General features: G+C 36.3%; 22 protein-coding genes. 11 read left to right on the forward strand and 11 right to left on the reverse strand.

Features of this window, described 5'->3' with window-relative positions:
* Positions 1 to 44 precede the first annotated feature (44 nt).
* Together WJM97_RS10175 and WJM97_RS10180 are read left to right on the forward strand one after the other, a co-directional pair.
* Positions 45 to 581 carry an FHA domain-containing protein gene (locus WJM97_RS10175; protein WP_353932913.1) on the forward strand — a complete coding sequence of 179 codons (537 nt, stop codon included), beginning with the start codon at positions 45 to 47 and terminating at the stop codon, positions 579 to 581.
* Between the two features lie 44 nt (positions 582 to 625).
* A complete protein-coding gene (locus WJM97_RS10180) occupies positions 626 to 2,584 on the forward strand; it encodes an FHA domain-containing protein (protein ID WP_353932914.1) in 1,959 nt (652 codons plus the stop codon).
* 60 nt (positions 2,585 to 2,644) lie between these two features.
* On the opposite strand, the gene WJM97_RS10185 is transcribed toward WJM97_RS10180, so the two are convergent.
* Complete coding sequence (locus tag WJM97_RS10185) at positions 2,645 to 3,823, reverse strand: glycoside hydrolase family 10 protein (protein WP_353932915.1); 1,179 nt, start codon at positions 3,821 to 3,823, stop codon at positions 2,645 to 2,647.
* A 361-nt stretch (positions 3,824 to 4,184) separates the two neighbouring features.
* Between WJM97_RS10185 and WJM97_RS10190 the strand changes: the two genes are divergently transcribed.
* From WJM97_RS10190 to WJM97_RS10220, 7 genes are all read left to right on the forward strand, one after another.
* The gene (locus WJM97_RS10190) at positions 4,185 to 4,904 is read left to right on the forward strand and encodes a GDSL-type esterase/lipase family protein (protein WP_353932916.1); all 720 of its coding nucleotides are present in this window, start codon (positions 4,185 to 4,187) and stop codon (positions 4,902 to 4,904) included.
* 37 nt (positions 4,905 to 4,941) lie between these two features.
* Complete coding sequence (locus tag WJM97_RS10195; protein WP_353932917.1) at positions 4,942 to 5,376, forward strand: hypothetical protein; 435 nt, start codon at positions 4,942 to 4,944, stop codon at positions 5,374 to 5,376.
* Positions 5,377 to 5,453: 77 nt separating this feature from the next.
* A complete protein-coding gene (locus WJM97_RS10200) occupies positions 5,454 to 6,206 on the forward strand; it encodes a TspO/MBR family protein (RefSeq protein WP_353932918.1) in 753 nt (250 codons plus the stop codon).
* Between the two features lie 159 nt (positions 6,207 to 6,365).
* Positions 6,366 to 7,022, forward strand: a complete 657-nt coding sequence (locus WJM97_RS10205; RefSeq protein WP_353932919.1) for a DUF488 family protein — start codon at positions 6,366 to 6,368, stop codon at positions 7,020 to 7,022.
* A complete protein-coding gene (locus tag WJM97_RS10210; RefSeq protein ID WP_353932920.1) occupies positions 7,015 to 7,482 on the forward strand; it encodes a DUF488 domain-containing protein in 468 nt (155 codons plus the stop codon). The genes WJM97_RS10205 and WJM97_RS10210 overlap by 8 nt, the downstream gene beginning before the upstream one ends.
* A 123-nt stretch (positions 7,483 to 7,605) precedes the next feature.
* Complete coding sequence (locus WJM97_RS10215; protein WP_353932921.1) at positions 7,606 to 8,361, forward strand: hypothetical protein; 756 nt, start codon at positions 7,606 to 7,608, stop codon at positions 8,359 to 8,361.
* A 273-nt stretch (positions 8,362 to 8,634) separates the two neighbouring features.
* Complete coding sequence (locus WJM97_RS10220; protein ID WP_353932922.1) at positions 8,635 to 8,997, forward strand: 2TM domain-containing protein; 363 nt, start codon at positions 8,635 to 8,637, stop codon at positions 8,995 to 8,997.
* 85 nt (positions 8,998 to 9,082) lie between these two features.
* On the opposite strand, the gene WJM97_RS10225 is transcribed toward WJM97_RS10220, so the two are convergent.
* On the reverse strand, positions 9,083 to 9,952 hold the full coding sequence (locus tag WJM97_RS10225; protein ID WP_353932923.1) for an Rpn family recombination-promoting nuclease/putative transposase: 870 nt from the start codon (positions 9,950 to 9,952) through the stop codon (positions 9,083 to 9,085).
* 39 nt (positions 9,953 to 9,991) lie between these two features.
* A complete protein-coding gene (trpE, locus tag WJM97_RS10230) occupies positions 9,992 to 11,503 on the reverse strand; it encodes an anthranilate synthase component I (protein WP_353932924.1) in 1,512 nt (503 codons plus the stop codon).
* A gap of 17 nt (positions 11,504 to 11,520) precedes the next feature.
* Between trpE and WJM97_RS10235 the strand changes: the two genes are divergently transcribed.
* Positions 11,521 to 11,643, forward strand: coding sequence for a hypothetical protein (locus WJM97_RS10235; protein WP_353932925.1), 123 nt, complete (start codon positions 11,521 to 11,523; stop codon positions 11,641 to 11,643).
* Positions 11,644 to 11,759: 116 nt separating this feature from the next.
* On the opposite strand, the gene WJM97_RS10240 is transcribed toward WJM97_RS10235, so the two are convergent.
* From WJM97_RS10240 to WJM97_RS10265, 6 genes are all read right to left on the reverse strand, one after another.
* Positions 11,760 to 12,176, reverse strand: coding sequence for a photosystem I reaction center subunit II PsaD (locus WJM97_RS10240; protein ID WP_353932926.1), 417 nt, complete (start codon positions 12,174 to 12,176; stop codon positions 11,760 to 11,762).
* A gap of 181 nt (positions 12,177 to 12,357) precedes the next feature.
* On the reverse strand, positions 12,358 to 12,921 hold the full coding sequence (locus WJM97_RS10245; protein WP_353932927.1) for a Uma2 family endonuclease: 564 nt from the start codon (positions 12,919 to 12,921) through the stop codon (positions 12,358 to 12,360).
* 77 nt (positions 12,922 to 12,998) lie between these two features.
* Entirely contained in the window at positions 12,999 to 13,934 is a 936-nt protein-coding gene (locus tag WJM97_RS10250; protein ID WP_353932928.1) for a phosphodiester glycosidase family protein, read from the reverse strand.
* A 151-nt stretch (positions 13,935 to 14,085) separates the two neighbouring features.
* Positions 14,086 to 15,333 (reverse strand): DUF4912 domain-containing protein, encoded by a 1,248-nt coding sequence (locus WJM97_RS10255; RefSeq protein WP_353932929.1) that lies wholly within the window; start codon positions 15,331 to 15,333, stop codon positions 14,086 to 14,088.
* A 423-nt stretch (positions 15,334 to 15,756) separates the two neighbouring features.
* On the reverse strand, positions 15,757 to 17,508 hold the full coding sequence (locus WJM97_RS10260) for an ABC transporter ATP-binding protein (RefSeq protein ID WP_353932930.1): 1,752 nt from the start codon (positions 17,506 to 17,508) through the stop codon (positions 15,757 to 15,759).
* Between the two features lie 198 nt (positions 17,509 to 17,706).
* Positions 17,707 to 18,336, reverse strand: coding sequence for a hypothetical protein (locus WJM97_RS10265; RefSeq protein WP_353932931.1), 630 nt, complete (start codon positions 18,334 to 18,336; stop codon positions 17,707 to 17,709).
* A 252-nt stretch (positions 18,337 to 18,588) separates the two neighbouring features.
* Between WJM97_RS10265 and galE the strand changes: the two genes are divergently transcribed.
* Entirely contained in the window at positions 18,589 to 19,587 is a 999-nt protein-coding gene (gene galE / locus WJM97_RS10270; RefSeq protein ID WP_353932932.1) for a UDP-glucose 4-epimerase GalE, read from the forward strand.
* A 52-nt stretch (positions 19,588 to 19,639) separates the two neighbouring features.
* Here the strand turns inward: galE and WJM97_RS10275 are convergent, their stop codons facing one another.
* Positions 19,640 to 20,239 carry a hypothetical protein gene (locus WJM97_RS10275; protein WP_353932933.1) on the reverse strand — a complete coding sequence of 200 codons (600 nt, stop codon included), beginning with the start codon at positions 20,237 to 20,239 and terminating at the stop codon, positions 19,640 to 19,642.
* Between the two features lie 40 nt (positions 20,240 to 20,279).
* A complete protein-coding gene (locus WJM97_RS10280; protein ID WP_353932934.1) occupies positions 20,280 to 21,509 on the reverse strand; it encodes a sulfite exporter TauE/SafE family protein in 1,230 nt (409 codons plus the stop codon).
* Positions 21,510 to 21,536 lie beyond the last annotated feature (27 nt).

A 21,536-nucleotide genomic window follows, 5' to 3' on the forward strand; every position in this document is an offset into this window, starting at 1 on the left:
ATTATCAGATTGAATCCATTAAATATTAAATTGGTATAAGAAAAATGAATAAATTAACTTTACAGTGGCAGGAAGCAGGTCAAAATCGAACTCAACACATTTATGAAAAGCAACCTAGTAAAAATCCAGGTACTTGTCGTCTAGGACGTGATCCACTACGCTGTGATATTGTTTTAACTCATCCAACTGTTTCTGGGTTGCACATTGAAATATTTTTCAATTCTCAACAGCAAGGTTTTTATATGAGAAACTTACGAGAACCAAACCCTCCACAAATAGATGGAAAACCATTATTAAAAGGAGAAATGTTATTACATCAAAATAGCATTATTTATTTAGGGCAGCAGCAAATTCAAGTGACTGCAATTTCTATTGCAAATATTCCTGATACAATTATAGCTCCGGTATCACAACAGCAAATCCCTCAAAATTATCGGCATTCGCTACCAACACAACCAAATCCAGAGTTTGGTTTAGAATGTCCCAACTGTCATAAAATTTCACCTCCAGAAAAGTTACAAATAGGTTGTCCTTGGTGTGGTACATCTTTAGCAGCAGCGGTAAGTGTACTGATTAGGTGATTGAGAATAATAACTAATAATTAATAACTAATAAGTAACAACTAATGACTAATTTACAAATTCAATTAAGTTGGGAAGATCCAACTACGGGAGAAAGAATCCAACCTCAGTTAAATGCTCCCATTGCTTTTGGTAGAGAATTTGGTAAGTTACCGGCAGAAATTGGTGGTCAACGTGTCTCACGGATACTATTAAATAGTAATGAAGTATCTCGCTATCATGCTTTAATTGATTGGGAGCAAGATTGGGAACAAAATAATTTTATTGTCATTGACCAAAATAGTTCTAATGGTGTGTTAGTTAATGGTCAAAAACAAACACGCTGTCAGTTAGCTAATGGCGATACTTTGCAAATTGGGCCATATATTATTACTATCACATTTGGTCTTAATGCTACTACTGTAACTCCTAATCATTCTTCAACTATTCAATTTAATCCTAATACTAATATTCCCGATCCAAATATATCTCCTGTTACACCTGTATCTAGTAATTTTCCACCACCAGAATTTAATAATCATAAAGTTGATTTACAGGCTATTCATGCGACGGGTTTACCTGTGGATGAATGTGATTATTTAGCGGTTGGTGCTGGTTTAGGTAGTTTTATTTGGGTTGATTTATTAAGAATTAGTGGTGTTAAAGCTGAAAATATTGTTGCTTTGGGATTAGAACCAGAACCCTATGCACGTTATAAAAGATTGTGTTTAAATTCCCAAATTCCTTTACATGAAAGGTTGCGTTCTAATTCTGATTCTTGTCCTGATAATATTTGGGGTTGGCCTAGTTATGCGTTAAGAGAATCTTGGCATGATTTAATTAAAGGTGATGTTAAATCTGCATTGAGATATTTATGGCAAGTTTTTAATGAACCAACTTTTGCAGAAACTTATACTCCCCGTGCTAGTAATGTTTTTGATTCTATAGATAGGGAAATTAAACGCATTGGTTGGGAACAAATCTATCGCTATGGAAGGGTGAGATCAATTAGAAAAACTGAAGATGGTAGATATTGCATTGCTTACTCTCGTAGTCCGGGAGATTATGCTTTTTTAGTTTGTCGTTATTTACATTTAGCTACGGGATATCCAGCTATTCAATTTTTACCAGATTTACAAGCTTATCGGGAAAAATATCAAGATTTTAAGTCTGTAGTCAATGCCTATGAAGACCATAATCATGTATATGAAGAGTTAGAAAAACATGGTGGTACAGTTTTAATTCGCGGACGGGGTATTGTAGCTTCTCGTATTATTCAGCGTATTTATGAGGTGAGAAAACAAAATCGGAATATTACAGTTTTACATTTAATGCGATCGCCTAAACCCCAAGGTAATAAATTTCAAAAAGCCCAACGTGCAGTTAAAAATCACTACGAGTTTCAACCTTTTAATTGGCCAAAAGCTTGTTGGGGTGGTGAACTAAGAGTGATGTTAGAAAAAGCGACTCCAGAGGAACGTCAACGTCTATTAACTGACTGGGGAGGAACTACGACAGCAGATCGTTCAGACTGGCAAAACATAGTTGCAGAAGGTATTAAAGAAGGTTGGTATCAAATCACATTTGGTCAAGTTGTTGCAGTAGAAAGAGATGCCGAAAATAATACTATTACCCATATTCAAGAAAAGGGTTTTGGCGAAATGAAACTGACTGCAAAATTTATTGTTGACGCTACTGGACTTGATGCCAAAGTTAATGTTAATCCCCTTTTAGAAGATTTGGTAAAACATTATAATTTACCTTTAAATCATTTAGAAAGATTAGTAGTAGGAAACAATTTTGAATTAATAGAAATGCGTAATACTAAAGGTCAAATGTATGCAGCAGGGGCAATAACTTTAGGTGGACCCTATGCGGCTGTTGATAGTTTTTTAGGTTTGCAATATTCAGCCCTAGTTACTGTTGATGGGATGTACACTGCCCGTGCGCCTGGTGTGAAACGTTTTAATACTTTTAGTTCTTTACAGCAGTGGATAAAATGGGTTTTGAATCAAAAACCTTAATAGGAAATTGGAAATGGGAACATCAATATTTTTACCAATTACCCATTACCAATTACTAATCTATTCGGCGGCTAATCTGACAGCGGGATAAGGGAAAAGAGTTTTAAATCCGGCTAGACGTTCTTGAAATGATTCTGAGGCGTGATTCCATAAAGTTTCATAGTAGAAGAAAACTACACCTAATCCCCGTCTTTGAGAAGTTCTCACCTGGGTTTTAATTTGTTGAATTGATACTGGGTTAGTTCTTAAACCTGCCATTATTCCCACACCGGTAGGAATTTTCTGCTGTACTTCTTGCATTTCGGGACGTTCAAGTTTAGAAGTAAAACTGGCTAAATTATCACGATAAACTTGAACAATTAGTTCATCTACTATGTTTAATCTCACCCAACTTAACCAATCTTGTAATTGTAGTTTATAAGCAAAATCGTAATAATTAGGGGATACAGAAAAGATTACTTTTGGTTTGATTTGCTTAATTCTTTGATTAAGTCTCACCATGAAATCTGTAATTTTATCTGCTCTCCATTTTACCCATTCTGGGTCTTGGGAATTAGCTGGTGGGTTTTTCTGCATCTCTTGACGATATAAAGAAACTGTATATTTATCGTAGCCAAATTCATGGGGTAAGCTGGTATGATCATCAAATTGGATGCCATCAATATCATATTTATAAGCAAGTTCTACTAGCAAATTAGTAATAAATTGCTGTACTTCTGGGTGGAAAGGATTTAACCATGCAACCTCACCCGCAGCACTAACAGAAGTTTCTCCACCATTACGTTTTTGTGTTAACCATTCTGGTTTATTTAGTGCTAGTTCTGAAGTGGGAGGAGTCATAAACCCAAATTCAAACCAAGGAACTACAAGTAAATTTTGACGATGGGCTTGATTAATTATATCTGCAAGAATATCATGACCATCTGAACCACGAAATACAAATGGTTGAATATCAATTTGTTTAGCTACATGACTAGGATACATAACATAACCAGAATTCCAAACTACAGGATAAATAGTATTGAAGTTTAATTGCCTTAATTTTGTGACTGCTTCTGTCACCTTTTCACGATTTTTAAAGACGTTTAAGTCATTATTGGTAATCCATACACCACGAATTTCTTGACGCGGTATTTGCGCATTAGCAGGAATGAAATAATTGGTTAATAAAACTGTACTGAAGGAGATTAAACACAACCATATAAATAGGTTTTTAAAAAATCTTTGCTGCCAAGTCATAATTTTTTGATAGTAATTGTTTGAAGAAACCCTAAATAATCGTATCATGGGATAGTGTTTATTTAAAACAGATGCAATCTGATTACATAATCCAGTTCTATTATTTAGGAATAATATGATATTAAATAATCAGAGATTATGGTTTGGTAGCAATATATTCAATACGGAATCTTGTATTTATTTGATGACATAAATCTCAATTATCTAATAGCATTTCAAATTGTTGACGCAGCTAGTTGAAATTTGTGCCTAACTTTACGAAAAAAATAAATTCTTCAGTTAAAAAGATAAAAAACATACTATATAATAGTGTGACAACGTGTATAATTTTGTAAAGATATAAACCACATTACTATTTAAAATGCAAACTGTAAAGCCTTCGTCGTCAATGCTATCTGTAGCCCCAAAACTATGCCAGCCTTTAAAAATAGTCGCTTTGGGAGATAGCTTAGTATATGGATACGGTGATCCAGAAAAAGGTGGTTGGGTGGAACAACTGCGCCGGTGGTGGATGTTACCGGATAGTGTGGGTCATGTGCTTTATAATTTGGGGGTAAGGGGCGATCGCACTCAGCAAGTTTCCCAACGCTTAGAAGCAGAATTTCGTCACCGGGGAGAAATTAGAAACTGTGTACCGGATCTAATTATCCTCTCTGTTGGTGTCAATGACTCACCCCGTTTAGGTCGTCCTAACGGCAAAAATTGTACAGATTTCAACCAATTTGAAACGGAAATTTATACATTATTAGACAAAGCACAAAAATTATGTCCTGTTCTGTTTGTCGGGATGATTCCTGTGAATGAAAGCAAAATGCCTTTTTTAGATTGTTTATATTTCAATCATGAAGATCAATATCGTTATAAAGAAGCGACGCGTACAGCTTGTCAACAAAGAAAAATTCCCTATTTAGACATATTTGATCAATGGATGTCTCATAGTGAAAATTGGCGCAATGAACGCATCACTAATGATGGAATTCACCCTAATACTCTTGGTTATCAAGATTTATTAGAAGCCGTTCTCAATTGGGATGAATTATCTAGATATCATTGTCAATTGGATTATCAACTTAAACTGTAAAAACAAAAGCTATAACTTTCTAAACTCTTGAATTATCATGACTCCAACTTTATTTGGTCGTTGGCAAACTCGATTATTACTATTAGCAACTTTTGGTGTATTAGTATCTATACCTTTTGTTTTAGGGTTAATAGGTGCTGGTGCTAATAGTGTTTATTTTTGGATACTGGGTTATGTAGCTATTTTTGGTTTAGGTTGGGATATTGTGTATAACTTCATCCAAAAATCTCGCTGGGATAGAGACTGGCCAGCAGCTTATCAGCTTTTTGCGGGTATTTGGGAAATGGTTTTTGTATTATGTGGTATTAAAATATTTGGATTTTTACCCATACCCATGCCAAAAGATGAATTACCCATAGGCACATTTTTTTTACATTATTCTATAGTTTGGTTAGCAGTTTTTGTCACTTCTCAAAGTTTGATGAGAATTATTTTTCCAAGATGGCGTTTTCGTGGTGGTCAGTGGTTATAAAAATATAAAACAAAAGCCAATCAAAACAAATAAATAGTAATATTGTGAATGATAAAACTATCTAGCATTTTGTAATTATGAATCAATCCAATAATATTGGCATAGTGGAAAAGTTTGTCAACACAGTGATCGGTGTAAAACCAGGAAATCAAACACATTCCCTAAGTACATCAGCAACAACAAAAGAAATAGATATCAAAGCAGTTATAATTTATAAATTAGGGACTATCTTACAAATAGGTGTGATGGTTGTTGTGTTACTAGGAATGGAAAAGTTAGTCAGTTTAATTGATAATAACTCAGCTTTTCCCAGTTGGTTTAGCACTTTAGTAACTGCATTGTTTTTTGCTTTATTAAGTATCCGTTCCCGCATTTTTTCGTTGTTAGATAATACCCGTTCTCGGACAACTTATGATCAGGTAATTAGACCAAGATGGTCTCCTCCTCCTTTAGTATTTCCTATTGTTTGGATGCTAATTGCTGTTTTAAGGGTGATTTCTTCGGTGTTAATTTGGCAAAATATGAATCACCAATTTTTAGTATTACCTTTAATTTTATTTGTGATCCATCTAGCTGTAGGTGATACTTGGAATACGATTTTTACAGTAGAACGCAGATTAGGTGCTGCTGTTCCTGTAGTAATTTTAGGACCTTGGTTATCTGCGATAGTGGTAACGGCAATTTATTGGCAAACTGTACCTTTAGCGGGAATGATTTTATCTTTTTCCTGTGTGTGGTTAACTGTTGCTTCTGCGTTGGTATTTAGAATTTGGCAGTTAAATGGATCTGAACCTTTATATCCTTTAAAATTAGTATCTTTGGAGGAATAAGCAGGTAAATTTATAATTTGCGATCGCACTATTTTATATCATTAAATTAAGAGCGATCGCACAACTTGTAGTATTAGTATGATTTGATCAATTTTTTTGATAGCCGAATTTTACAAGAAAATTAATCCTACACATTCCGATCTTAATTGGAAATATTCTATGAAAACTTTTACTATTGGACATTCAAATCATACCATTGAATCTTTTCTTGAACTGTTACAAAAACACGATATTACAGCTTTAGCTGATGTGCGTTCTAGTCCCTATAGTCGCAGATTTCCCCAGTTTAATCAATCTAGTTTAAAAGCAGCATTGAAAACTGTCAATATTGCTTATGTTCCCTTGGGTGATAATTTGGGTGCGCGTCCTAGTGATAGAAGTTGTTATGTAGATGGGATGGCCAGATATGATTTAATTGCTACGACGGAAGCATTTAAAGTTGGCTTAAATCGTTTAATTCAAGGTTCACATAAATTCCAACTTAGTTTAATGTGTGCAGAACAAGACCCCATTGTTTGTCATCGGGCAATTTTGATTTCTCCACATCTTAAAATTTCAGGTTTGGATATTTATCATATTCTTAAAAATGGGAATTTAGAATCTAATGAAGATTTAGAAAACCGGGTTTTAAAACAGCATAATTTATATGAATTATTACCCGAAAATCAAAGTCATGTTAAACAGCTTTCTCTGTTTGATATGCAGTCTGTTCCAACTATAGAAAAACAGTTTACCCGTGCGGAGTTGGTTGAAAAAGCATATCAATTACAAGCTGAAAAAGTCGCTTATACTGAAAATAAGGATGACCATGAATAAGGATAATGATAAAAATCAAGAACTTGATTTATTTACGATTGGTTTTACTCAAAAAAAAGCAGAACAGTTTTTTGAAACCTTAATTAAATCCGGTGTGAAAAGGGTGATTGATACCCGATTAAATAACGTTTCTCAACTTGCAGGATTTGCAAAAAAGCAGGATTTACAATATTTTCTCCAGAAAATTGCAGGTATTGAATATATCCATATTCTTGATTTAGCACCGACTAAAGATATTCTGGATGCTTATAAAAAGAAAGAAATAACTTGGGATGTTTATGAGGAAAGATTCAATCTGCTGATTTCACAACGACAAATTGAAAAGAAAGTATCTATAGATATGATAGATAAAAGTTGTTTGTTATGTAGTGAACTGAAACCCCATAACTGTCATCGTCGGTTAGTTGCTGAATACTTGCAAGGTAAATTAGATAAACATATCAAAATTCATCATCTTTAAGTATATTCTTGGATTTATATCTCTACTTCTCTTGTTTAAGCGTTAAGTAGTTTTACTGTTCACTTTAAAAATCATCTCATTTTACTATTACTGGAATAAGTAAGGTGCTGATGAGAATAAAAGATGTTGACGTTTGATATTATTTGTCTTGCGAAATCTACAAAACATGGTGGACTTTGTATTGCTGGTATAAAAACCGATGGTTCTGGATGGTTGCGGCCAATTTCTAATCGCAGAAATGGTACTTTATATGCAGAACATTACACTACTAGAGATGGTAGAGAACCGCAATTATTTGATATTATTAGAATTCCTTTGATCAGACATCAACCAGAATGTCATCATCCTGAAAATTATCTAATTCATTATAGTTATAAATGGCAGATTTTAGGAAAAGCAAGTTTAGAACAGGTCAAGAATTTACTAAAACCGGAAATTAAACGTAGTTCTACTAAACCGAATTTATTAGGTAATTTTGATAAACAGATATGTTATGAAGATTTACAGGTAACTCCTTTGAAATCCTCATTAGCTATGATTAATCCAGACAATTTAGAATGGGAAGTTCGATATAATAAGCAAAATAATAAAACTGTTAGATGTTTATTTTCTTTGTGTGATAATTTTTATGATTTACCTATTACTGATCCGGTGTGGATAGAGAAAATGAATTATTTAGAAGAGGGAATATTCTCTTGTAAAGACGTAATAAAAAAACTGAACTTAGAAAACTTTGAAGCAGATAAATTTAGATTAACCATTAGTTTAAGTGAACCATTTCAACCTTATTATCCTAGTCAGTTAGAATATTGTTATAAATTAGTCGCTTCCGTCATTAATGTTGCTGATATTAGTAAACATTTGGGATGGTATAGGTAATAGGTGATAGTATTTCTCTGCGTTCTCTGCGGTTCGTTATTCTTAAATTTTCTAAGTAACAGATCCCCGACTTCTTCAATAAATCTGGGATTTAAGAATATCTAAAAATATTAACCAATTTGTGTTGTTAAATACGGCATTTATTAATATTTAAGATATAAAATATGTTTCTAATCTGTTTTTAAAAACAGGTTCATATATTTTTTACGGTTGTATTTCTACCGCTTCAAAAGTAAATCTCAAAACTATATTTTACCATTTTAGGTATTGATAATGACTTACAATTCAGAGGAAATGCAACAAATCCTCGAAGTTGCTTTTAAACGTCAGCAGCAGGGAGAATTTACACGGGAACAGATAATAGAAATTGCATCAGAATTAGGTGTTTCTTCAGAATCGTTAAAAGCTGCGGAACAAGAATGGTTAACAAAACAAGTGGAAGTGAAAAAAGATCGGATGTCCAATAATCAAAAACGCCAAGAATTCAAGTCTCATTTAATTACTTTTATTGCAGTTAATGGGTTTTTGATTTTATTGAATTTATTCACAAGTCCTGGATATTTTTGGGCAATTTTTCCGCTTTTAGGGTGGGGTTTAGGTTTGCTGTTACATTGGGTGAATGTTTCTAAAATGTAAGGATTTAGATCCCCGACTTCTTGAAGAAGTTGGGGTTATGGATATTAATGTCAGCGAGTCAGCTTTTTTTGCCTAAAATTTGTTACTAATCTATCTCAGACTTTAACCATGTTTCCAAATCATTAATATCTGTAAAATCTAATAATGATTCTCCTAGCTTTTCCAATTGTTCTATGTTCAAACTATTTATATTTTGAATATAACTATCACCCAACTTTCCAAACCGTTTAGATAATATCCTTAATAGTAAATTTATTGCTTCATCTTGTCTACCTTCTTGTCTACCTTCCTGTCTACCTTCCTGTTTACCTTCTTGCTTTGCTTCTTGATATACTCTGGTTTGCTTAATATCACTCACTAAAAACATTGCTTCTATCTCCTGACGGCTTAATTGTGAAAATTTTGACAATAAAACAGTCTCTAACAATTCTATAATACCTTGTTTTTCTCTGTCATTGTCAATTTCTGTTTTGGTTCTTTCCATGAGGTTTTTCACTAATGACGGTGCTTGTGTTTCTTGACTCACAATTAACTCAATTAACCCCATCCCAATTGAACCTGGTGGTAATTCATCTAAATAAATTCTTTTAATTCTCTCACTATCAATCAATTCTTGTTGATAAGCAGTCAGTTTTCCTACATCTAAACTGCGTTTTGCAAATAAAGCTATTGCTTGCCAATCTTGTACGGGTTTAAATTGATTTAGATAAATGTTTATTTCTGCTATTAATTCCCAGTAAAAGTCTGGTTTTGGTTGAAATTGCACTTCCACAAAATAGATGGGTTTTTCTACATTATCTGTCATAAAAATTCCATCAAATCGAAATGCTTTTTCTTTCACTTCTACAGAGGTGAATTGATAATCTTTGGCATTTTCTGTCGGTTCACCCAAAATTTCAAATAATAGGGTGTGAAATGTCAGGAATATTTGGTAGAATACCGTGTCTGTGTGCATTATTTATTTTAATTATTCCCTCTTTTTAACCAGTAAAAATCATCGTAAACAACGAATTGCTTCTAATAAACCTCTAGCTTTATTTAATGTTTCTTCGTATTCTTTTTCTGGTTCGGAATCTGCTACTAATCCTGCACCTGCTTGGACTGTAACAATATTATTATTTAATACCATTGTTCTAATAGCGATCGCAGTATTTAATTGTCCTTCAAAATCATAATATCCATACACCCCAGAATACACACCTCTCCTGGTTGGTTCTAATTCATTAATGATTTCCATGGCCCGAATTTTTGGCGCACCGCTAACAGTTCCCGCAGGAAAAGAAGCTTTTAATAAATCCCATGCAGTCTTATCATCTGCTAATTCACCAACTACGTTACTAACAATGTGCATGACATGAGAGTAACGTTCAATTATCATTAATTCATCAACTTTTACACTGCCATTTTTACAAACTCTTCCTAAATCATTGCGTCCTAAATCAACTAACATGATATGTTCGGCAACTTCCTTCGGATCTTGTAATAAATCCGTTGCTAAAGCATCATCTTCTTTAGTTGTTTTTCCTCTCGGTCTTGTGCCGGCAATTGGTCTAACTGTAGCGATAATTCCACCTTCTTCGTCTCGTTCTGCTTTCACCATCACTTCAGGACTAGAACCAATAATTTGCCAGTCTTGGAAGTTAAAAAACGCCATGTAAGGTGAGGGGTTAATTTGGCGTAAAGAACGATATAAGGCAAAAGGATCGCCTGTATATTCTGTTGATAAACGTTGAGAAATTACAACTTGGAAAATATCACCAGCTTTAATGTATTCCTTGGCTTTTTCCACACTGGCACAAAACTCTGGTTTAGTAAAATTGCTGGTGTATTCTTCTATTCCCGCTTTGGGTTTATTTTGGGGTGATTTCCAAGGTAATTTAGTATTTTCTGGTGATATGGTTAAGGATAATTTACTTACCATTTCTTGAATGCGATCGCACGCTTTTTGATAGGCAATTTCTAAGTTTTCATTGTTCCTTAAATCTGCATAGGCGATCGCCCAAATTTTGCGTTTTACCTGATCAAAAATTAATAAATGATCCACCTGCATCCATAAACCATCAGGGATATTCCGCTCATCTTGAGCATGAATTGGTACACGGGGTTCAATCCAATTAATTAACTCATAGCCCCAAAACCCAAATAAACCACCAATTCCCGAAGGTAACTGTGGTAATTTTACTGGCTGATAAGGTGCTAAACAATCTGCCAAAACCGTAAACGGATCACCGGTAAAAACTTGTTCAGAACCATGACGATGTTTTTGGGTAGTCTGATCTCCCCTTGCTTCTAAAATCCACAGCGGATCACAACCTAATAAACTATAACGTCCTACCTTTTCTCCACCTTCCACTGACTCTAGTAAAAAACTGTAAGGTCGTTCTGCACAAACCTTGTACCAAGCAGAAACAGGAGTATCTAAATCAGCTACCCATTCTTGATAGACAGGGACAAAATTACCTTGTTGAGCGAGTTTTGTAAATTGCTGGAAATCGGGGAACATCATAAGTGAACAGGTGACAGGTGACAGTAAGAAGAAGATATAAGTTTATGAGTATGGCGATCGCCAAGCTATGTTATCAGAATACGGGAATTAAGAATATAGAGATTGAGAATACAGGAATTATAGACGTGAATAATGGGTAATTAGTAAAGGTTTTTGATTACCAATTACCCTTCGGGTTCGTCAGTCGCTCATGGGGGAAACCCCCAAGACCACGCTGACTCACCAATTACCCATTACCAATTAAATTACCTAGACATTATGCGTCATGGGTAGCCTTACCACTGAACTTGAGTTGTGCAGGGCTAGGATTTTGACCAATTCTGCGGGGTACGTGGCGAACCATTTCACGACCTTCGTTTACCTTTTCAGGGAACACACCATCAGCGGGGTGGATAGCGGTGGTTTCGCCATTGGGGAGAATCCGGTAAACTTTGTAGTCAGTGATTTTGAACTTGCGGAGTTGAGCGCCTAAAGCGATTCCATACTCCTTGCGAGCGATGTAAAGCAAGTTTTCGCCTTTGACCATTGTAGCAGCGCCACCAGTGGGCATTTCAAAAACTTGCTCTTTGGGGCTAGTCCAGGTGATAGCATACTTTTCTTCTACTTTAGCTTTGGTAAGTAGACCGCCAGTGCTACCGCCGAATATCGGGGTTTGTCCAGTTAGAGTTGCCATAGGGTTAAGGTTTTCTCTCAACGTTTTTAGGGCATACTAACACCGTAACCTACCTTATATTGCGATCGCGTTATAGACTGTAACAGTTTTTAGTGATTATTCTGGAAATAGGCCAATCTTCATGCTGTAGCGGTTCTCTTCTCAGTTCGCCAGTCTGTTAAACTCAGCCTAGAATTTGTAATCACTCCAACAGCCAACCAAATAACTCTCCAACAGTCAATTGTAGCTCCACAGCGAAGTTTGGTACAATTAATTGTTGTTGTGATTCATCAAAGACTTGCGGAAGTTGATCAGGAATAAAAATTAACACTGTTTGATCCTTGGGATCTATCAACCAACCTAATTGAGTACCATGATGGAGACAGTGAAGAATATTTTTTGTTACCTTAGTTTGACTTTGATCCGGTGATAGGATTTCAATTGTCCAATCAGGTGCTAAATTAAACGCATTTGCCACACCGCCATTCTCTTTACGAGGAATCCGATCCCAAACAAATACAGACACATCAGGAACGATGGAACGACTGCCAAAAGTACACCGTAATTCTGAAAATGCTCTAGCAATTTTCCTGGTTTTAAGAACTCCATTGATAGCGGGGCAAATTTCAGTTTGAATTACACTATGTTCACCTTGAGGCATGGGCTTTTGGATAATTTTACCATCAATATATTCACTAGCAGGTTTAGTTTCTGGTAGCTGTAAAAACTCTTCTAAGGTTAAAGGTTTAGTTGGTATTTGTAACATGATATCTCTTCTCCACTGTATCACTATTTTAACCAACTCGTACAAAATATACTGTAAATTACTTCAAAATTGCTAGTTTACTTTTTATAAATCAAAAACACCGAACCAATCGGCCCAAAATTTTCCACATAAACCTTATTATTATAAAATAAACCCGGAGACATTCCCCCATCAAATAACATCCCTTCTTGAATTCTCCCTAAACAATTATTTCTAGCAATTCCTGTTAACACATCATCAAACTGACTAGGTAACAACTCTTTATTATTTGCAGAAATAGCAATACTAGAATTAGCTTTCATATCATTAACTAAAAATATCACATAACCTTTACTGGTAATTGCTACCATAGAACGATTAATTGCACCTTTACAAGCAAATTCACCCAAAGCTTTACAAATATCTTTAAATTGACCTTGACTATAAAATCTGCCATTACCTCCCACAACATTATAATTAAGTAAATTAGATCCTCTTTTCCCAATCCCAATAGTAGCAACACGTTGACTAGGACTACCCCCAGAAATAGCAAATGAAGAACGCCGACTTTTAAAAGCACCAGAATATTCCACCCCACGGGAAATATTTAAACCTTGGGGTTTATTCACCGTATCTATATAATCAGCGTTAATAGCTGCAATTGGTTTTCTACTATTCAATTGAGAATTTTCATCAGCTACCAATTGACTAAAAAATTTAGGTATATATTGTCTTTTAAAATTTCCTCTACTATCTTTAGCATAGATTTGATGAGCTAAACCCACATTCACCTTAAAATCCAACTTTGGTGATTTAGGATTAAACAGAATTACATGATTAATTCCCCTAGAATATCTTTCCCCTTGATTATTAGTCTTAAAAAATTCAATACTAAAACCAGGATTATTACCAGCGCATTTTTGAGATTTTTTTGGTGCGGCTGATTTTGGTACAGAATTAGCTACCATATCATCACAACCTAATATTAACCCTGCGCTACTAATTAAAATAGATAATAAAAACAATTTTTTCATGGATAAAATTTCCAATTCATTGATAATTCAATAACTTTTATTTTCTAGACTATCACCTGTCATCTAAATAAAAAACCCGCCACAGAAAAACTATAGCGGGAAATATGAAAAATTGCAGTTATGGGTAATGTAAAATTCAGACTTGCAAATTTTATTTACGCCATTCCAAAACAGCTTCTTCCTTAGTATTGGTATTGCGAGAAGGTGTTTCCCTCTCAAACTTCATGTGAATAGAACGACTTTGTTCACCATCAGCAGCTACAGCCAAAATTGGGTAATCAATTAAACCATCTTGGAAGGACATTTGGAAGCGGAATGTACCATCTGGATTGAGTTTAATGGGACGACCACCAATAGTTACATTTGCATCTGGTTCAGTTGCACCATATACAATCAATTCTGCATCAGCAATTAACCAGAATTTGCGAGGACGGACTGGAACAGCAGAAGCGGAGAAACCAACCCCAGACATACCTACACCAGACATATTGATTCCAGATGCAGTGGGAACTGCCCACATACCCACACCAGATGGGAAGATGTAAGAACTAATTGCTTGTTCTGGAGTTACAGAACCAGGTACGTGCTGCATAGAACCGAACAGAGAACCAGCCACCCGTTGCGCTTCAGCAGATTCTGCCATCCCAAAGATTTGGTCATAAATGGGGTTGCCATTTGCACCAACAGGAGTAGTAGCAATTTTCTTAGCTGGGGGAACAAGTTCGTACTTGGTCTGACCACGTAAATCTTCTTCAAAGTCTACAGTGATGAAGACATCTTCAATCCAGTCAGAAGGATAAACGGGGGGAATGTGAACTCTAGCGGAACGAGCTAAGATCAACCAACCACCATCGGGAGTACGATAACCAATGTCAATCACATAATCCCGATCGCTGACAGGAATAGGTAAATACCATTCTCTGGCTAGTTCGTCCGCTGGATATTCCTGGATGCTGTGAGGACTTTGATTATCAATATCAATGTCAGTAACATCATAAATCCGCAATGCTAATTGCTGACCACCTTGACGACGCAATTCTTCTTTATGTTCGTTAGGGATATCCCAATATGTGTAAGCCCACTGAGGATCACGTGGTAACAAAACAATGCGGCTGTCACCATAACCACCTGGTAAGTCTGCTAGTCCCTCATCTACGTCAGCGAGAGAACCACCAGTCCGATCTTCTTGACCTAATTCAAATTTAGCTGCTTCCACGGTTTCTTGTGCCTCCGGTGAGCGAGATGGACTAAGGGAAAGTTTGTTACTTTGAACTTCTTGAATTGATGCTAACAATTGAGATTTACGCATCCGGCTATAGCGAGAAATGCCATATTCACTAGCAACTTTGCGGAGTTGTCTTAATGTCATTTCCTCTAGCGGTGGGCGTTCTTTTGCCATTTTTTTGGCCTCCAGTAGTTTTAAATTATTTATCCGGGTTTAAAATTGTGCCTGTCCCAGATTAATTTCTTATTACTGACTCCTGGTTTGCCCAGTTGATAAGTGTTTTAATTTGTTTTTAAATTGAGCTTTACAACCATCTGATTCTTGGTTATGCCATGATTAGCATTTCTTTGGGATCAGGGATTTACTTTTGTTATGGAAATACTAACAGGTATTCATGCCTAGTGATCAAGGGGTATGAAGACGGTTTTTTAACTATTTCACGTATTTATTAGCTCTTTGGGGATCAATATGTTATGAAACTTTGACATATTGATCTTTCACCTGATCAAATTGTCATCAATTCATAACATAAATATTAAAACTACAATTTTTGCACAGAATTTCCAATTCGATGATCTGGTTCTGGCTGGGAGTAAATTAACTTAGTAGTTCTTCGACCTGATGTTGACTCCATAACTTTCTATATAGTCCTTGCTGTTCAATTAGTTCTGTGTGCTTACCAATTTGAACTATTTTGCCCTGGTTCAACACGATAATTTTGTCAGCAGTGGCAGCGGCGGAAAGTTGATGAGTAATAAAAAGCACTGTTTTTTGTTGAGTACCACCGGAGAGATTATTCAGGATTTGAGTGGCTGTTTGATTATCTACACTGGAAAGAGCATCATCCAAAATTAAAACTGGGGCATCAATTAACATTGCCCTAGCTAAAGCAGTACGTTGTCTTTGACCTCCAGAAAGAGTTATTCCTCTTTCACCGACAATTGTTTCATATTTTTGGGGGAAATTGTCTACTTCTGACTCTATTTGAGCAAGACGAGCCGCCGTTTCTACATTTTCTTGATCACTGACGGGATCGCCATAGCGGATATTATTTTTGATAGTAGTGCTGAACAAGAAACTATCTTGAGGTACATAGGCGATCGCACCACGTAAATCATTTAAAACTATTTTAGTAATATCCAAACCATCTAAAAATAATTGTCCCGGTGCAATATCCAACAACCGAGGTAAAGCATTAGCTAAAGTTGATTTTCCCGAACCGATAGCCCCAACAATAGCTACAACTTCCCCAGGAGAGATACTAAAATTGAGATTATCCAAAGCCGGAGTATTAGCACCAGGGTATGTATAACAGAGATTTTTTGCTGTTATTTCCCCTTTCACCGTACTAATTGGTAAATTAATCGCATCATGTGGGTCTTGGATTTTTGGTGTCACACTAAAAATTGATTCCAAACGGTCAATACTGACTTCACCTCTTTGATAAGCAGTAATTGTGAATCCTAGTAAAGCAGTCGGGAAAACCAAGCGCTCAACATAGATTAAAAGTGCCAAAAAATCTCCCACTGCTAGAGTTCCCGCAGAGATTCGCATCGTTCCCAACCAGATAATGATCAAAGAACTAATATTAGCCAAACCACCGATCAGCGGAAATAGAGTATTACGAGTTTGAGCTAACGTGAGGTTAGCCGTTAATAGAGCCTGATTTTTCTTCTGAAAAGCACGACGCTCATTTTCTTCCTGAGCGTAAATTTTAATCAAAGAAATACCGCTAATATCTTCTTGAATCAGCTGACTCATATCCGAGAGTTGTTCTTGTACAGCAGCTTGTTGTTGACGTAAACGATTGCTAAACAGATGTACCAACAAAAACATAAACGGATAAACTGCTAGAGACGCTAAAGTCAGATCCGCACTAATAGATAGCATCACCGGCAGAGTCAGAGTGTAAGCAAAGAAAGTGTTTGCTAAACTCAAGACCGCAAAACCCACAAGCCTTCTGACATTTTCCACATCACTGGTAGCACGACTAATTAAGTCTCCAGGAGTATTACTAGCAAAATATGCTGGTTCGAGTTTCAGTAAATGCTGAAAAATGCGCTGCTTGAGTTCAAATTCCACTTGACGACCCACACCAAAAATCCAGATTCGGGAAGCCATCCGCATCATCCACATTGCGGAACTCAGTGAAATAATTATGATTACATAGCGTAGTACCTGATCCAAGCTAAAAGTTGTTGATAGTGTATCTACCCCAGAGCGAATCAGCAAAGGGATATAAACACCCAGCCCATTGACAGACAACAAGGCAATAATACCTAAAGCTGTTTCCTGCCAATGGGGACGTAGATAACTACCGAGTTTAGCAAGCCGTCGAGATTGTGCCATTTAAGCCATTTTACAAATTGATCATCCTAAACCTTGAAGCCTTTAGTTTAAGTCATATAGTTTCTAGTTTAGGTCGGTAATTAGTAAATTAATTACCTTTTGTCTGTGGATAATTATTCTGAGAGGAAGTGCAATTAACACTCCAGTTACAGAAAATCCTGACATTGTTCAATTCAACGTCCAAAATCTTAAATCCTACTAAGCACGCCCACGCAAGAAAATGTAAATTTGGTTAAGGTAACTTTCCCATACTTGGGTAGTTAGTTGTAGAGTTTCTGCATTAGGTACAAAATCTTCTACACGCAAACCCCTGGCGGTAATAGCTTGAGGATTTTGTAACAGATAAGATGGTATTTGCACATTTGCCCCAGGTAAGATGCCACCAGACATAACATCAGATATGCTATTGGCATTATTTATCTGTGGTTCAAAAGCCACCAACGAGGGAGAGGGAACTATAGCAGCAATAGGTGATCTGACTAAAAAATAAGCAATAGCAGGTGTACTGGACAATAACAAAATTGTCAGCGCCCAACCTAGCAGATATCCTCCTGGTTTTTCTATTCCCCCGCCTTTAATTTTCTGGGCAGCAATTATCAACATTAAAGAAGCAGCCCCCAAAGGTTTGAGAGGGAAAGATATAAATCGCCACAAAGAGGCAACCGCTGGTTCACTAGGAGTCAAAAAGGCCAAAGCTAGGATCACAACTACAATCCCTAAAACAAATCGGCCAAAAAAGTTTACTGCTGGATAAAATCGTTGGAACAAAGAATAGGCAACAACAGCAATTAGCAGCCACAGTAAGACTCGGCTTAGTAATTGAAACATAAATAATTCACTCTCTAATTTTCTCGTGCGGCTAGTCTAGAAGATACGGGAAATGGGTTTATTTTATCGTCAAACTGTCATTTCTCGGTGACTTAAAAATAACTTAACCCTCACGGACACAAACTAGCGTCGTAGTGATTTTAGTGCAATTTTTTGACACTGAGTGTAATATTTGGAATTTTTCAAAAGACTAACCTAGCACCAGTAAACTAAATTAGTTGAGTAGTCGTCAATTTGTAAAAAGGAAAAACTATGTCACTGCCAAAGCCTACTATTTTGGTGACAGGAGGAGCTGGATATATTGGTTCTCATGCTGTACTAGCTCTAGTCCAAACTGGCTATCAGGTTGTAATCCTTGATAACCTCGTTTATGGGCATCGAGATTTAGTAGAAAAGGTTTTGCAGGTAGAGCTAATAGAAGGTGATATAGAAGATCGTCTTCTGCTGGATCATATTTTCAAAACCCGCAAAATAGACGCTGTTATGCACTTTTCAGCTTATACCTATGTAGGCGAGTCAGTAAATAATCCTGATAAATACTACCGCAATAATGTTTTAGGTACTCTCACATTGTTAGAAGCGATGTTGGCAGCGTCCATTAATAAGTTTGTTTTTTCCTCCACCTGTGCCACTTATGGAGTACCAAAATTCATCCCCCTAACAGAAGATCATCCTCAAAATCCAATTAATCCCTATGGGATGACAAAGTTAATGGTAGAGCAGATTCTGGCTGATTTTGATCTTGCTTATGGTTTAAAATCCGTACGTTTCCGCTATTTTAATGCGGCTGGGGCTGATCCTAATGGGTTATTAGGAGAGGATCACAATCCAGAATCTCATTTGATACCTTTGGTGTTACAGACAGCTTTGGGTAAGAGAGAATCTATTTCAGTTTTCGGTACAGATTACTCTACTCCTGATGGTACTTGCATTCGTGATTATATCCATGTCTGTGATTTAGCAGATGCCCATGTTTTGGGTTTAAAATATTTACTTCAAGGTGGTAACAGTGAAGTTTTCAATTTAGGTAATGGTAATGGCTTCTCTGTCAAGGAAGTGATTGCAGCCGCCCAAGAAGTAACGGGAATAAATATACCTGTAAAAGAGTGCAATCGCCGTCCTGGAGACTCTCCTATTCTGATTGGTAGTAGTGAGAAAGCTAAAAATACACTAAATTGGCAACCCAAGTATCCAGGTATAAAAGAAATAGTTGCACACGCCTGGCAGTGGCATCAAAAAAGACATAAGTAGGTGATCAGTAATGGGAGTAAGTCAAATAATAAAATTTTGCTTATTTACCTATCTATGAATTGCCTCTTCTCAGGGTTTGAACCAAGAAACCTATCATACCTATTGATAAAATCAGAATCATACCGATAATTACAGGTTGCAACGAATTTTGTAAATTTTTATTTTGATTAGTATTTGTAACAGTATTAACGGTATTAACAGTTGATGGAGTTGTTAAAGCCTTACCTGCTGCCACAGTGACCTGAAACTTTAACTCAAAAGGTTGAAAACTTCCCGCTGTATTTGGCCTGCCACTGAGTTGTAATTCATAAATTCCTGGTTTAGGAAAAGTAATTACCGCTCCTGGTATGCCTTCATAACGTTCAACTTGGATAGCCTTTAAAGCAGGTTCAAGCAGAGCAGGTTCTCCTGGTGCATGAGGTTCGGCATAAACAGCCAACTGACAGTCACACTCTTTCAGCGGAAGTACCTTACCACCTCTGCGAGTGAGAGCAAACCAAGTATCCGCAGGTTCACCAGCGCGAGGGTTATCATTAGGTTCAATATGAATCGTACCACCGACATCACCGGATATTTTTACTGTATGAGCAGAAACTGTAGGAGCTAAATTAAATAGTATAAGTGATAAAAATATTAATAATTTTGATTTCATGATACAAGGTTAATAATTATTAATTGGCGGATCAAGCCTATTATCTTTCACCTGTCTTTGGACTAATATAAAATTTTTCAAGATTTAAAATTGACCAAAAGAAGGGAGAGCGCACCAGAAAAACAGTCAGCGTCAAGAATAATAAAAGTAAAGCAGCTAATTTATTTCCCCAATTCAATCTTAAAGCACCCAAGTAATGAGAACCAATCAAAACTGCATGAATAGAACTTAATAACAAAGCTGGAACACTCATAAGATGTATTCTACGCCAAAGTTTCCCCAACGACTTTTGCAGAAAATCAAAACTTGTGAAAGCAGCAGGACTCATGAAAATCAAAGCCAAAATGCCAAAACTCATTCCCCATTGAAATTCTGGCGTTAAAAACCAAAAAGATTCAAAATTCCACTCTAAAGAATGTTCCACACTGTGAATAGAATGTGCCAGCGACATTACAAAAGCTCCCACTCCCAAAGCACGACGATAACGCATAGGCGATGCCCATAAACTGCTAATAGGACGAGCAATAAGGGAAAAAAATAAGCAAATTAAGGCAGCGTGTCCACTATAGTCTACCATTGTGTCACCAGTTCTTAATAAGGTAAGTATGCCAATTATTAGCGTTACCCAACCACCTAGACGAAACAACTTGCTACGTTTATCCTTACTAATCAAAAAAGTAGAAATTCCTACGCCTAACATAGTAGGTAGAGTTCCTAAACCAAAAGCTAACATGGTGATAGTGCCTTGCCATAAATTACCTGTAGCTGCGGCTTTAATTTGAGCAGCATATAAAAAACCGCAAGGCATTAAACCCCAAGTCATACCTAACAGAGCAGGTGTCCACCATTTTGTATGTAAGGATAACTTCACCATCCCTGCACTAAGTTGGTTATGTAGATTACCTTTTAAAAAAGGATGTAATAAAGGAATACGGGGTAGTAAATCTGGCTTAACTTGTTCTAAACCAAACCAGATGAGCATTACACCTGTAATTATTGCTATCCAGCGACGAAAATCACTACCAACACCTGCTAAATAGCCACCTTCAACTAATACTGAACCAATAGCACCAATACCCGCACCAACGAAAGCATAACTAATAATTCTACCTATGTTTAACAGGGCATGAAATTTGAATTGCTGTTGCCAACTTTGGGTTTCTTGTTGATGAGAAAGAGAAAAAGCTACTGTTAAAGGTCCGCACATCCCAAAGCAGTGTCCAAAACTTCCTAAAAAGCCAAGGATGGTAATTAACAGTAAATCTAACATAATTGAAGTTCTGATTCCTGGGTTGTG

Origin of the sequence: Okeanomitos corallinicola TIOX110 (assembly GCF_038050375.1) — a bacterium.
GTDB lineage: Bacteria > Cyanobacteriota > Cyanobacteriia > Cyanobacteriales > Nostocaceae > Okeanomitos > Okeanomitos corallinicola.